Consider the following 13,461-nt stretch of genomic DNA (forward strand, 5'->3'; position numbering starts at 1 on the left):
ACTCGGGTGGCGGAAAATAATTTATCGATATTTATCAGTCTCTTGGTAATTATTTCAGGGTGTTTTCAGCCGGCTGGCACGGTTCTGGCAAAGATAGCCTCGACCGAGCGGAAGCCATCATGGCCCACGGGAGGCGGTTGCCACCGCCCCGGTGCGCGGCGCCAGCCAAGCTGTCGCGGCCGCGCATGCCGCCAATGGCGGATGCCCGGTCTCGGCGATGAAGGGCTGAAAGCGGGTTCGATTCCCGCCATCGCCATCTTGGGTAAGGGCGCTTGCGCCTGCGGGTTCGAATCCCGCGTTTGACACTCTCGAGCAGCACCGAACCGGCGCGGCCCTGGCCGCCGCCGCAGGCCGCCGATGCCGGCCCCGTCCGGCGGGCAGCCGGCGGAGCCGACGCGCAGCGGAAATCACGCCGGCGCTTCGCCCCCGCCAGGCCCCTCGCCGGGCCGGACAGGCATCCGCGCTTGCGGCGCAACCGGTTCAACCATTGAAGAAAGAAAACGAAGATGAAACTGTGGCGAACATTCCTGGTGAAGAAGAACGAACGCGGCCTGTTGCTGCGCGACGGCGATTTCGTGGCGATCCTGCAGCCGGGCGAATACCCATACTTCGATCCGCGCCAGCGTTACGCGGTGGAGCCGTGCCCGCTGCGCAAGGGCCGTTTCCAGCACGCGCTGGCCGATTATCTGCGCGAGCATGAGCCGGCGCTGCTGGACGAGCACTTCCATGTCGTCGAAATCGGCGACGAAGAAGTGGGCCTGCGCCTTGAGCAAGGCTCGCTGGCGGAGATCCTGCCGCCGGGCAGCCGCGGCCTGTATTGGAAAGACGCGGCGGCGCTGGAAGTGCGCAAAGCCGATTTGCGCCAGGGCTGCGAAGTGGCGGCCGAATGGCTGCCGCGCTTGACCCAGGGCAGCCTGCGCGGCAACCCGGTGGCCGGCTTGGCTGGCGTGCTGAACGTGCAGGTGCCGGCCTGGCATTGCGGCGTGCTGCGGGTGGACGGCGACGCGCCGCGCCTGCTGCAGCCGGGACGCTACGGTTTCTGGCGCTTCAATCGCGAGCTGGAGGTGGATCTGGTCGATACCCGCTTGCAGCCGCTGGAAGTGAGCGGGCAGGAAATCCTGACCCGCGACAAGGTAGGCCTGCGCATCAATCTGGCGGCCAACTGGCGCTACGCCGACGTGGCGCTGGCCTTCGCCAAGCTGGCCAAGCCGGCCGACCATGTCTACCGCGAGCTGCAGTTCGGCCTGCGGGCGGCGGTGGGCGAGCGCACGCTGGACCAGTTGCTGGAGGACAAAAAGCAATTGGACGAGGTGGTGCTGGCGCACATGCAGGACAAGCTGGCCGGATTCGGCGTGGAAGTGAGCAGCCTGGGCGTCAAGGACGTGGTGCTGCCGGGCGACATGAAGCAGTTGCTGGCGCAGGTGGTGGAGGCGGAGAAGGCGGCGCAGGCCAATGTGATCCGCCGCCGCGAGGAAACCGGCGCCACCCGTTCCCTGCTGAACACGGCCAAGGTGATGGAAGACAACCCGACCGCCTTGCGCTTGAAGGAGCTGGAGACGCTGGAGCGCCTGGCGGAGCGCATAGACAAGATTTCCGTATTCGGCGGCTTGGACCAGCTGCTGAACGGATTGGTGAAGATCAAGGCATGAACGAACAACAAGAAAGCGAAAACATGAACGACTATCAAACCCTGCAGGCGGCCGACGGCGCGCCGATCAAGATGTGGACCCAGGGCGTGCCGGTGGAGCCGGCCGCGCGCGACCAGTTGCTGCGCACCGCGCGGATGCCCTTCATCTACAAACACCTGGCGGTGATGCCTGACGTGCATCTGGGCAAGGGATCGACCATAGGCAGCGTGATCCCCACCCAGGGCGCGATCATCCCGGCGGCGGTGGGCGTGGACATCGGCTGCGGCATGATGGCGGCGCGCACCACGCTGACGGCGGCGGACCTGCCGGAGAGTTTGTTCGGCCTGCGCAGCGCGATAGAGGCCGCTGTGCCTCACGGCCGCAGCAATACCCGCAGCGGGCGCGACAAGGGCGCCTGGGGCGCGCCGCCGGCAACCGTGGACGCGGCCTGGGCCAAGCTGCTGCCGGGCTTCCAGGCCATCGTCGCCAAGCATCCCAAGCTGGAGAAGACCAACAACCATAGCCATCTGGGGACGCTGGGCACCGGCAACCACTTCGTCGAAGTGTGTCTGGACGAGGCCGATCGCGTCTGGTTCATGCTGCACTCGGGTTCGCGCGGCGTGGGCAACGCCATCGGCAACCTGTTCATCGAACTGGCCCAGGCCGACATGCGCCAGCACATCGCCGACTTGCCGCACCGCGAGCTGGCTTATTTCCAGGAGGGCAGCCAGCACTTCGACGATTACGTGGAGGCGGTGGGCTGGGCGCAGGACTTCGCGCGCCAGAACCGCATGTTGATGATGCAGCACGTGGTGGACGCGGCGCGCAAGGAGATCGCCAAGCCTTTCGCCGCAGACGTGGAGGCGGTGAACTGCCACCACAACTATGTGCAGAAGGAAACCCACTTCGGCCATGAGGTGCTGGTGACGCGCAAGGGAGCGGTGGCCGCCCACACGGGGCAACTGGGCATCATTCCGGGGTCGATGGGCGCCAAGAGCTTCATCGTGCGCGGCCTGGGCAACGAAGAGGCGTTCTGCTCCTGCAGCCACGGCGCGGGGCGAACCATGAGCCGCGCCGAGGCCAAGCGCCGTTTCAGCGTGGACGACCAGATCCGCGCCACCGCCCACGTAGAGTGCCGCAAGGACGCCGACGTGATCGACGAGATTCCGATGGCCTACAAGGACATCGACGCGGTGATGGCGGCGCAGGACTCGCTGGTGGAAGTGGTGCACACGCTGCGGCAGGTGGTGTGCGTGAAGGGATAGAAAATAGATGGAGCCGGCCTGCGGGCCGGCGGAAGGACGATATGTACGCATTCAAATATGACCATCCGCTGGACGACGGCGTGCGCCGGCGGGTGATGGACGAGCTGGCCGCGCTGGAGCGCCGCCGCGATGTGCGGGTGCTGTACGCCTGCGAGTCGGGCAGCCGCGCCTGGGGCTTCGCCTCGCCGGACAGCGATTACGACGTGCGCTTTCTGTATGTGCATCGCCCCGAGTGGTATCTGCGGGTAGAGCGGCAGCGCGACGTGATCGAACAGCCTCTGGACGACGAACTGGACGTCAGCGGCTGGGAGCTGCGCAAGGCGCTGCAATTGCTTAACCGTTCCAATCCGACGCTGTTCGAGTGGCTGCAATCGCCGCTGGTGTACCGCGCCGACGAGGACGCGACGGCGGCGTTGCGCGAGCTGATGCCGGATTTCCACTCGCTGGCGCGCTGCCGCTGGCATTACCTGTCGATGGCGCGCAAGCACCATCAAGGCTACCTGCAAGGCGAAACCGTGCGGCTGAAGAAGTATTTGTACGTGTTGCGGCCGCTGCTGGCGGTGCGCTGGCTGGACGCCGGCCGTGGCTTGCCGCCCATGCGCTTCGCCGACCTGGCCGCGGCGACGGTGGACGACGCGCGATTGGCGGACGAGATCAATCATCTGCTGGCCGTCAAGATGGCCGCCGGCGAGGCGCGTCAGGGACCGCGACTGCCCAGGCTGGACGCTTTCATCGCCGCCATGCTGGCCGAGCCGGCGCCTCCGCTGCCCGGCGGCCATGGCGGCGACCCGAGGCGGCTGGACGCGCTGTTGCGCCGGTTGGCGCTGGGGGAGGCGCTGGCTGCCTGAACGGGCGGGAATGGCCATGACATGGCTGGCCGCTTCGATGATATATTAAATCCATTGTCATCAAGCGGACGGCGTGCCCGGCGCGCCTCCACCGGAGAGACGGCATGGCGATGGATTGGGCGATGGCTGCCGGGCGCTGGCTGGGTTGGGCCTGGCTGGGCGTGCTGGCGGGATGCGGCGGCGGCAAGCCGCAGGCGGCCGACCTGCAAAGGGCGGAATCGATGCGGCCGGCCGACGCGAGGCTGGCGGGAAAATACCAGCGTTCCTGCCTGATCTGCCATGGCAACCAGGCCAGCCAGGCGCCGCTGGCCGGCTTCGCGCCGGCCTGGAAGCCTAGGCTGGAGAAGGGCATGCCGCTGCTGCTGGCCCATGTCCGCGACGGGTTCAACGCGATGCCGGTGCGCGGCTACTGCAACGATTGCAGCGACGAGGAATTCGGCCGCCTGATCGCCTTCATGGCGGGAGACGGCGGGGAGGGCGCGCGATGAAGCCGAGGCTGAGCCGCCGCGCGATGCTGCAACTGGGCGGCGGCGCTTTGCTGGGCGCCTGGGCCGCGCAGTCTAGGGCGCCGCTGGCCGCCCCGCCTGCCGGCGGCTACCGCTGGCGCAACTGGAGCGGGCTGCAAAGCTGCGCCGCGCGGGAACTGGCGACGCCCGGCGACGAGGCCGAGCTGGCGAAGCTGCTGCATGAGGCGGCCCGGACCGGCGTGCCGCTGCGCTGCGTCGGCGCCGGGCATTCTTTCAGCCCGTTGGTGCCCACAGCCGGCAAGCTGGTGTCGCTGGACCGGATGTCCGGGCTGTTGTCGCACGACGCGGCGGCAGGCGAGGCCACCCTGCTGGCCGGCACCCGCATCGGGCTGCTGGCGCGGCTGCTGGACGAAAAGGGGCTGGCGCTGCGCAACCAGCCGGACATCGACGCGCAATCCTACGCCGGCGCGATCAGCACCGCCACCCATGGCACCGGAGCGGGCTTGCCGGCGCTGCACGCCGACGCGCGCGCGCTGAGGCTGTTGACGCCGTCAGGCCTGGCGCTGGATTGCGGCAAGGGGCGGGACGATGACCTCCTGCAGGCGGCGCGGGTGTCGCTGGGCAGCCTGGGCGTCATCGCGCGCGCCACCGTGGCCGCGTTGCCCGCCTATCATCTGCAGCGCAAGCTGTGGCTGTTGCCGGCGCAGGACATGCTGGAGGCCGCGCCGGAGCTGGCGCGCCGCCACCGCCATTTCGAATTCTACTATCTGCCGTTCACCGGCTACGCGGCGGCCATCGTCCATGACATCCGTCCGCCGGGGCCGGCGTCGCGGCCGGCGTCCGCCGACGAGGACATGCTGCGCGAACTGCGCCGGCTGCGCGACTGGCTGGGCGGCATGCCCGCGCTTCGCCGCTGGACGGCGCGGCGCTTGATCGACCCGGACCTGAGCGAACTGGCGTTCGACAAATCCTGGCGGCTGCTGTCCACCGTCCGCCCGACCCGCTTCAACGAGAGCGAGTGGCATGTGCCGCGCGAAGCCGGCATCGCCTGCGTGCGCGAGGTGATCGACAAGCTGGAGCGGCGCAACGACGTATTCTTTCCGCTGGAATTCCGCTTCGTGAAGGCGGACGACGCCTGGCTCAGCCCCTTTTATCGGCGGGACAGCTGCTCCATCGCCATCCATGCCGCGGCGGGCGAGCCCCATGACTACCTGCTGACCGAGATCGCGCCGCTGTTCCGCCGTTACGAAGGCAGGCCGCATTGGGGCAAGCTGCATCCGTACGGCGCGGCGGATTTCGCCGCGCTCTACCCGCGCTGGAGCGACTTCCTCAAGCTGAGGCGGGAGCTGGATCCCAAGGGCGCGCTGCTCAACCATCACCTGCGCCGCGTGTTCGGCGTGCCGGCATGAGCGGCCCGTCGCGCGGCCGCCGCCGCTTGCTGGCGGCCGGGGCGGTCGGCGCGGCGGCGCTCTGGATGGCGCGCCCGGCCAATCGCGGCGCGCCGCACGACGCCTACTTCCGCAGCATGCAGGCCGCGTTGCGGCAGGCCGGCATCGCCGCGCCGACGCTGGTGTTGGACCGCGAGCGGCTGCGCGCCAATATCCGCGCGGCGGCGGGGCATGTGAACGGCAAGATGGCGCTGCGGCTGGTGGTCAAGTCGCTGCCGTGCCCGGCTTTGCTGGAGGAGGCCGCCGCGTTGGCCGGCACCTCGCGGCAGATGCTGTTCAGCCTGCCGCAGCTGGAAGCGATGGCCAAGGGCGGCCGCGACATCTTGCTGGGCAAGCCGCTGCCGGCCGCCGCCGCCCTGGCCTTTTACCGGCGCTTCTCCGACGCGGCGTTCCGGCTGGAACGGCAATTGCAGTGGCTGGCGGACACCCCGGAGCGGCTGGCGCAGTACCGCGAGCTGGCGCGCGGCCAGGATCTTCATCTGCGGGTCAATTTCGAGATCGACGTCGGTTTGCATCGCGGCGGCGTAGCCGATATCGCCACGCTGCGGCGGATGCTGGACATGGTGGCGGAGGAGCCGCGGCTGCGATGGGCCGGACTGATGGGCTACGACGCCCATGTCGCCAAGATTCCGGATGTCCCCGGCCTGCGGGAGCGGGCGCTGCGGCACGCGCGCGCAAGCTACGCCGGCTTCGCCGCCGCGGCGCGGGCGCATCCGGCGGGACGGGCCGAAGCCGGGCCTTGCTTCAACGCCGCCGGTTCGCCGACCTATCGCTTTTACCATGGAGATGGTCCGGAAAACGAAGTCGCGGTGGGTTCGGCCATGGTCAAGCCGTCTGACTTCGACCTGCCGGCGCTGGACGATCTATTGCCGGCCTGCTTCATCGCCACCCCGGTGCTGAAGGCGCTGCCGCGCTTCGAACTGCCCTACGGCGCGGAGTGGCTGGGCGGCATGGTCCGCGGCTGGGACGCCAACGCGCGGCGCGCTTACTTCATTTACGGCGGCAACTGGCTGGCGGACCCGGCGTCGCCGCCGGGGCTGGACAGCAGCGGCCTCTACGGCCATTCGTCCAATCAGCAGCTGCTGGTGGGGTCCGGCAAGCAGGCGTTGGCGGTGGACGACATGGTGTTCTTCCGTCCGCGCCAAAGCGAGGCGGTGCTGCAGCAGTTCGGCGACATCGCCGTGTACGAGCATGGCCGCATCGTCGACAGCTGGCCGGCATTGCCGGCGGCTGGCTGAACGGCCAGCAGCCTGGAGGCGGCGGGGCGGCCTACCATGGCCGTGGCCCGGCGTGCCGCCGGACCGTTCATCCATCTTCATCCGAGGGGCATGCATGAACCCATACGCCAATACCGCGCGCGGCGCGCAGCCGGACGACGCCGCGGCGATGCCGCAACTTCCCCAACGCTTCATCATGGCCTTCTGGCACAACTGGGCATCCGGCGGCGGCGACGGCTACCAGCGCGGCACGTCGGCCGACATTCCGCTGACCGACATCCCGGAAGACTACGCCGTGGTGGCGGTGGCCTTCATGAAGGGCGCCGGCATCCCCACCTTCCAGCCTTACAATCTGAGCGACGACGCCTTCCGCGCCCAGGTGGCGGAGCTGAACCGCCAGGGGCGCGCGGTGCTGATCTCGCTGGGCGGCGCCGATGCCCATATCGAGCTGCATGCCGGCCAGGAGGACGCCTTGGCCGGCGAGATCGTCCGGCTGGTGGAGCGTTACGGCTTCGACGGACTGGACATCGATCTGGAGCAAAGCGCGATCACCGCCGCCGACAACCAGACCGTGATCCCGGCGGCGCTGAAAATGGTGAAAGACCATTACGCGGCGCAAGGCAGGCATTTCATCGTCAGCATGGCGCCGGAATTCCCCTATCTGAAACCGGACGGCCACTACGCTGCCTATATCGCCGCGCTGGAGGGCTATTACGATTTCATCGCGCCGCAGTACTACAACCAGGGCGGCGACGGCGTGTGGGTGGACGAGCTGAACATGTGGCTGTCGCAGGACAACGAGGAAAGAAAGGAAGACTTTCTTTATTACCTGACCGACAGCCTGATCCACGGCACGCGCGGCTATCTGCGCATTCCGGCCGACAAGCTGGCCATCGGCCTGCCGGCCAATGTCGACGCCGCCGCCACCGGCTTCGTGCGCGATCCGTCGGCGGTGTACAACGCCTTCCGCCGGCTGGAGGAGGCGGGCAACCCGATCCGCGGCCTGATGACCTGGTCGGCGAACTGGGATGCCGGCCGCGACGCCGCTGGACAAAGCTACGACTGGGGCTTCATCCGCGACTACGCCGGCCTGGCCGAGGGCGGCGACGGCGGCGAGAGGCCGCCCGCGCCGACGGCGCTGCGCGCGGGCGAGATCGGCGAGGACTTCGTCGCCCTGGCCTGGGACGCGCCGGTCGGCGGGGATTTCCCCATCGTCCAGTACCGCGTCTATCGCGATGGCCAGCAAGTGGGCCTGACCACGGTGGACGCCTTTCGCGACGTTGGCCTGCGTCCCGGCAACGACTACCTGTACCAAGTGACCGCGCTGGACGACGCCGGCCGCGAATCCGCGCCCAGCAACAGCGTGCGCGCGCGCACCGAGGGCGGCGGCGAGCCGGACTTCCCGGAGTGGCAGAACGGCATCCAGTATCAGGTGGGGGAAGGCGTCAGCTACTTGGGAAAGCGCTACCGCTGCCTGCAGGCGCACGTGTCCAACCCGGGCTGGACGCCTGACGCGGCCATCACCCTGTGGCAGCTGGTCTAGCGCGGATCGTTTTCTCCCGATCCAGACAAGAAAAAACCGCCGCATCGCGCGGCGGTTTTTCGTTGCGGATTTAGGATGCAGGCCGGAAGCGCTCGCCGTGGAACACCCGGAGGGGATTGCCGCGCTCAACCTCCCAGTGCAGCTGGCGGCGGCGGCCGCGCAGGTCGGCGTCGGCCTGCTCGGCAAGCTCGCCCAGTTTGTGGGCCAACAGCAACAGCGCCAGCCGTTTGTTGGCGTGCTGGCTGCGTTCGCTTTGCACGCGGACGCTGACGCCGCTGGCCAGATGCACGGCGCGGACCGCGGATTCGGTCTTGTTGACGTGCTGGCCGCCGGGGCCGGAGGCGCGGCAGGTTTCGATGCGCACCTCGCCGCCGCCGGCCGGGGCGGGCGTTTCGCAGCGCGCGACGCCGACGAACCAGTTCTTGCGCGGATGGCGCGGCCGGTACGGGCTGGAGCAGGTCCATTGGATGGTGCCGATCCAGGCGGCGGCCAGCGCATCTTCGGCCTCGCCGTCCAGCGCCAGCAGCGCCGAGCGCACGGTTCCGGCGCGGGGACCGGGTTCGCTTTCCAGCAGCGCGGCCTTCACGCCGGCGGCGTGCGCCTCGGCTTGCAGCCGGGACAGCGTCTTGGCCGCGGCCAGCGCGCATTCGTCGGGGCCTTGGGCGGCGGTGATCTGCAGCAATATCATCAGCAGCACTCCCCGCGCGTCTTGTAGCTCAGCACCGGACGCAGCCGCGCCAACAGCTCGATCAGGCCGGCGCGGCGCAGCGCGTCCACCACGCTGTCCACCGGCTTGTACGCTTCCGGCGCCTCTTCGTAGATCAGCTCGCGGTCGCGGCAGATCACGTGGCTGCCCAGCTTGGTTCGGGATAGCTGCGCCGGGGTGTAGCGGCGCGACAGCCTGTCCTTGCACTCGCTGCGCATCCATTTCCGTCCCGCGCCGTGCGCCAGAGAGTACAGGCTGGCGGCCTGGGGCAAGGGACGCGCCAGGTAGCTGAAGTCGCCGCGCGAGCCGGGGATCACCACCGCGCCGGCGTCGGCCGGCGTGGCGCCCTTGCGGTGCAGCCAGCCGTCCAAGCCGTCTACTCGGGACGGCAGCACCAGGTTGTGGTGGATGTCCAGCACGGGCTCGCCTTCGGCGCGCAGCCTATCCAGCATGCGGCGCGCGATCAGCTCGCGGTTCGCCTCGGCGAAGCGCAGCGCGTCGCCGTGGCGCGCCAGGTAGGCGCGGCAGGCGTCGCCGCCGCTTTCCAGTCCGCGGTGGCCGTATTGGTCCACATGCTCGCGCAGGATGGCCTGGCCCAGGCCGCGGGAGCCGCTGTGCGCCAGCAGCAGCAGCCGGCGCGGGTCTATCGCCAGCGTGCCGAGCGCGGCCTCGTCGTATACCTCGTCAATCCGCTGCAGTTCGGCGAAATGATTGCCGCCGCCTATGGTGCCCAGCGCGGAGCGGAAGCCGATGTGCGCCGGCAGCAGCGCGTCGGCTTGCTCGCGCCATTCGTCGGACAGCGGGCCGTCCAGGTCGCCCAGGCGCTTGTCCAGTTTCTCGGGCTGGCTCTTGCGCGCGTCTAGCGAGGTTTGCCACAGCGCCATGCCGCAGCCGATGTCGCCGCCTATCAGCGCCGGATACAGCCTGCCGACGGAGAAAAACGCCGCGCCGACAGGGTAGCCGCGGCCGGGATGCAAATCCGGCATGCCGGCCACGCGGCGCATGCCGGGCAGGGCGGCGGTGGTTTGAAGTTGCTGGATCGCGTTGCCTTCGATCCAGGTGTCGTCCGAGGCGATCAGGGTGACGCCTTCAGACAGTTGCTGAATGCAGTGGGTATTGCCCATGAAATTCCAAATCAGGTCAGTCTGAAAAGGCAGGCGGGCTTGGGGTGATGCGAAAACGCGCGTCAGCGCGGGAAAGAAACGATCAACCTTGCAGGCCTGCATTGGCGGAAAGATGAACAGCGCGTCGCATGGTTTTCCTCCTTTGCAGTCAGGGTTGATGAATGAAGAGGGCGAATGCTAGCACGGCGATATTCCAGATGCAAGCGCCAGGCTGCGGCGCGTCAGTCGGGGAACGAGGACAGCGCCTGTCGGAACAGGTCCTGATTCAGACCGTGCGCCAGACTGAGCCCGTCCTCGCGGTACCAGCTTGCATCCGCCTCCAGATGCGGGCCGATCAGCACCACCTTGCCGCGGCCGTAGGGGGCGGAGAGCGCCGCGATGCGGCGGGTGTCGCGGTAACGGGCGAGGACGGATGCGCCGGGCGGCGGCGTTTTCCCCATGTGGGGGCCGCTTTGGTTGTAGGCCATCCGCTCGCGGCCGCCCCACCGAATCGGGAGCAGCGAGGGTTTGGCGCTGGCGGTTTCCGCGTTCAGCTCCGGCAGCGCGATCAGGCCGTAAGCGGGCTTTTTGTCCGCCGCCGAGCTGTAGCGGGCGGCCAGGTATGCGCCGGCGCAGATGCCCAGATAGCCGCCGCCGTCGGCGACGAAACGGCGCAAGGCTTGAACCTGGGCTGGCCGCAAGGCATCCAGCGTCTCGTCTATGTCATCCGAGCCGCCTGGCTGCACGTAAAGCGAAATGCGTTTCAGCCGGGCCGAATCGAGATTGCTCTCGTTCAAGTACTGCACGGTGTCGCGCTGGGGATCGAAAAAGGCGGCGACAGCCTCGGCGCAGCCCGGGCAAACGCCGGCCCCGTTGAAGATGCCCACGTCTCGGGCCGGCGCGGAGCAGGTGAACAGCAATAGCGCGAGCGCCAGCAAGGTTTTCATTCCGTCTTCCTGATAATGGGCCTGCATGATGGTGATGAATGATTGCTCAGGCGCGGTTTGCGGAATATGGCGATCTTTTGCGAGTTTGAAGACGGATTGTTGCCGCGCATTTACAAAACATGACAATAAGGTTTATTTTGCGCGATCTGCCAAGCAAAGGAACAAGACGATGGCGAAGCAATGCTGCGAGCGCTGCGGCAAGGAAACCGAGCACAAGGAGTGGGTCCGGCAAAAACCGTCCAAATACGGCGCCAGCCGCAAGGAAAAGCTGAAGGCTTTTCTCGATAGTTTCTTCTCCGGCTGGGGCGGAGGCGGCGCGGCCGCGATCGACCTGGTGGACCGTTATGTGATCTGCCAGGAGTGCGGGCGCAAGAAACTGCAGAATTACGGAGATCCGTTCCAGTAACCGGGATCGTTCGGCAAGAATCGGGTCGCCGTCTCCGGCGCCGTGTTCCAGACTCCGCCTGTCATCAATGGAAAACGCGGAGTGAATATGGGACGGCTTGACAGAAAGGTGGCCATCGTCACCGGCGCCAGCGCCGGCATCGGCCGGGCGGCGGCCTGCTTGTTCGCGCGAGAGGGCGCCAAGGTGGTTGCGGTGGCGCGGCGCGCGCACGAATTGGAATTGCTGGCGGCCTGCATACGGCTGGAGGGCGGGGAGATCGCCATCGTCGCCGGCGACGTGAGGGAGGAGTCCACCGCGAAGCGGGCGGTGGAGACTGCGGTGCGCCGATACGGCGGCCTGGACATCGCCTTCAACAACGCCGGCGCGATGGGCGGCAGCGCGCCCGTCCACGAAACCACGCCGGAGGCTTGGCGCTTGGCGCTGGATACCAATCTGACCGGCGCCTTCCTGGCCGCCCGCCAGCAGATTCCCGCCATGCTGGAGCGTGGCGGCGGCTCATTGATATTCACCTCCACCTTTGTCGGCCACACGGCCGGTTTCCCCGGAATGGGCGCTTACGCGGCGAGCAAGGCCGGCTTGATCGGCCTGACGCAGGTGATCGCCGCCGAATACGGCGCGCGCGGGATTCGCGCCAACGCCTTGCTGCCGGGCGGAACCGACACCGAGATGGGGCGCGCCGCCGCGCCCACGCCGGAGGCGCGCGGCTTTGTCGAGGGGCTGCACGCGCTGAAGCGGCTGGCCCGGCCGGAGGAGATCGCGCAGGCCGCGCTGTTCCTGGCATCGGATGCCGCAAGCTTCGTCACCGGCAGCGCGATGCGGGTGGAGGGCGGCGTTTCCATCAACCGCGTCTAGCGGGAGGCGGGGGGGGGGGCTCACATCTGCAAGTCGCGGCCATAGACGATGAAGCCCTTGTGCTCCGCCACCTTGTCGTACAGCGCGCGGGCGGTATGGTTGGTCTGGTGGGTTTGCCAGTAAACGCGGTCGCAGCCGGTTGCCTTGGCCAGGCGGCACACCGCGTCTATCAGCGCCCGGGCCACGCCGCGCCCCCTGGCTTCCGGCAGGGTGAACAAATCCTGCAGGTAGCACACGTCCGCCAGGCGGGTGCTGCTGCGGTGGCGAATGGCGTGCGCCAGGCCGATGAGGCGGCCCTCGCGTTCGGCCACCAGCGCCGTCATCGGCTCGGCGCCATCCAGGAAGCGCGCCCAGGTTTGCCGGGTAATCGCCTCCGGCAGCGCTGTTTCCCCTTCCCGGCCGTAAAACGCGTTATAGCCCTCCCACAAGGGCAGCCAGCCTTGATAATCGCCGGCATCGGCTTCTCTGATCACCACGTCGTCGCGCATGCGTTTCCTCATTTCTGTAGCGGGATTGTCGCCATCTCAAATGGCATATCGGTGGATTGTAACGGGTTTGGAAAGTCACTGGCGCAATAGCCGCGGCAAGCGCTTGACCCTGTAGCCGCTACAGGGATTTCAATCTCCATTCCACAGGATGCGGGAGAAGCAAGATGAGTCATTTCGGCAAATGGTTTGGGCGGCGTCATGATCGCCATGCAAGCGGCCACCACGGGCCGCGCGGGCGGGAAAGCGGATATCCGGCGGCCGCGCCGGCGATCGCATGCCCCGCTTGCCGCCAGGGCAACGATTCCGGCGCCAGGTTCTGCCAGCATTGCGGTTCCAGCCTTGCGCCTAGCCGTTGCGGCCAATGCGGGCGCGAGGCGGATGCGGCTGCAAGATTCTGTTCCCAGTGCGGGCAGGTTTTGAGATAGCGGCAAGGCGGGGATTAGGCACAGAGGCTTGATATTTTCATTTAATTCTAATAGGTATATTAACCAATTGAATGGCAATTCGGCACGTTCTACGCTGGAGATTGACATGCTATAAGCA

14 protein-coding genes are annotated in these 13,461 nt (G+C 67.7%); 10 read left to right on the top strand and 4 right to left on the bottom strand.

Annotation, left to right across the window (positions count from 1 at the left end; all coding sequences use genetic code 11):
- The first annotated feature begins 506 nt into the window (after positions 1-506).
- The 7 genes from DK842_RS12750 (at position 507) to DK842_RS12780 (ending at position 8,416) form a co-directional block, all read left to right on the top strand.
- The gene (locus DK842_RS12750; protein ID WP_114061780.1) at positions 507-1,649 is read left to right on the top strand and encodes a slipin family protein; all 1,143 of its coding nucleotides are present in this window, start codon (positions 507-509) and stop codon (positions 1,647-1,649) included.
- Entirely contained in the window at positions 1,646-2,893 is a 1,248-nt protein-coding gene (locus tag DK842_RS12755) for an RtcB family protein (protein ID WP_332835377.1), read from the top strand. Before DK842_RS12750 ends, DK842_RS12755 begins: the two co-directional genes overlap by 4 nt.
- 41 nt (positions 2,894-2,934) lie before the next feature.
- On the top strand, positions 2,935-3,741 hold the full coding sequence (locus tag DK842_RS12760) for a nucleotidyltransferase domain-containing protein (RefSeq protein ID WP_114061781.1): 807 nt from the start codon (positions 2,935-2,937) through the stop codon (positions 3,739-3,741).
- Between the two features lie 104 nt (positions 3,742-3,845).
- Complete coding sequence (locus DK842_RS12765; protein WP_114061782.1) at positions 3,846-4,229, top strand: c-type cytochrome; 384 nt, start codon at positions 3,846-3,848, stop codon at positions 4,227-4,229.
- Positions 4,226-5,617: a D-arabinono-1,4-lactone oxidase gene (locus DK842_RS12770; RefSeq protein WP_114061783.1), complete on the top strand. Its 1,392-nt coding sequence runs from the start codon at positions 4,226-4,228 to the stop codon at positions 5,615-5,617. The genes DK842_RS12765 and DK842_RS12770 overlap by 4 nt, the downstream gene beginning before the upstream one ends.
- On the top strand, positions 5,614-6,894 hold the full coding sequence (locus DK842_RS12775; RefSeq protein ID WP_232538473.1) for an alanine racemase: 1,281 nt from the start codon (positions 5,614-5,616) through the stop codon (positions 6,892-6,894). The genes DK842_RS12770 and DK842_RS12775 overlap by 4 nt, the downstream gene beginning before the upstream one ends.
- Before the next feature lie 94 nt (positions 6,895-6,988).
- Positions 6,989-8,416, top strand: a complete 1,428-nt coding sequence (locus DK842_RS12780; RefSeq protein WP_114061784.1) for a carbohydrate-binding protein — start codon at positions 6,989-6,991, stop codon at positions 8,414-8,416.
- Positions 8,417-8,486: 70 nt separating this feature from the next.
- Here the strand turns inward: DK842_RS12780 and prfH are convergent, their stop codons facing one another.
- The 3 genes from prfH to DK842_RS12795 form a co-directional block, all read right to left on the bottom strand.
- Positions 8,487-9,104: a peptide chain release factor H gene (gene prfH, locus DK842_RS12785; RefSeq protein ID WP_114061785.1), complete on the bottom strand. Its 618-nt coding sequence runs from the start codon at positions 9,102-9,104 to the stop codon at positions 8,487-8,489.
- Positions 9,104-10,246, bottom strand: coding sequence for an RNA ligase RtcB family protein (locus DK842_RS12790; protein ID WP_114063731.1), 1,143 nt, complete (start codon positions 10,244-10,246; stop codon positions 9,104-9,106). The genes prfH and DK842_RS12790 overlap by 1 nt, the downstream gene beginning before the upstream one ends.
- 221 nt (positions 10,247-10,467) lie before the next feature.
- Positions 10,468-11,172, bottom strand: a complete 705-nt coding sequence (locus tag DK842_RS12795; protein ID WP_168191899.1) for a BPL-N domain-containing protein — start codon at positions 11,170-11,172, stop codon at positions 10,468-10,470.
- A 169-nt stretch (positions 11,173-11,341) separates the two neighbouring features.
- Here DK842_RS12795 and DK842_RS12800 point away from each other — a divergent pair, with 169 nt between their 5' ends.
- Positions 11,342-11,578, top strand: coding sequence for a hypothetical protein (locus DK842_RS12800; protein WP_114061787.1), 237 nt, complete (start codon positions 11,342-11,344; stop codon positions 11,576-11,578).
- 87 nt (positions 11,579-11,665) lie between these two features.
- The gene (locus DK842_RS12805; protein ID WP_114061788.1) at positions 11,666-12,430 is read left to right on the top strand and encodes an SDR family oxidoreductase; all 765 of its coding nucleotides are present in this window, start codon (positions 11,666-11,668) and stop codon (positions 12,428-12,430) included.
- A 20-nt stretch (positions 12,431-12,450) separates the two neighbouring features.
- On the opposite strand, the gene DK842_RS12810 is transcribed toward DK842_RS12805, so the two are convergent.
- Positions 12,451-12,918, bottom strand: coding sequence for a GNAT family N-acetyltransferase (locus DK842_RS12810; protein WP_114061789.1), 468 nt, complete (start codon positions 12,916-12,918; stop codon positions 12,451-12,453).
- A 164-nt stretch (positions 12,919-13,082) separates the two neighbouring features.
- Here DK842_RS12810 and DK842_RS24245 point away from each other — a divergent pair, with 164 nt between their 5' ends.
- Positions 13,083-13,343: a zinc ribbon domain-containing protein gene (locus tag DK842_RS24245; RefSeq protein WP_114061790.1), complete on the top strand. Its 261-nt coding sequence runs from the start codon at positions 13,083-13,085 to the stop codon at positions 13,341-13,343.
- The last annotated feature ends 118 nt before the right edge of the window (positions 13,344-13,461 follow it).

This window comes from Chromobacterium phragmitis, from assembly GCF_003325475.1.
GTDB lineage: Bacteria > Pseudomonadota > Gammaproteobacteria > Burkholderiales > Chromobacteriaceae > Chromobacterium > Chromobacterium phragmitis.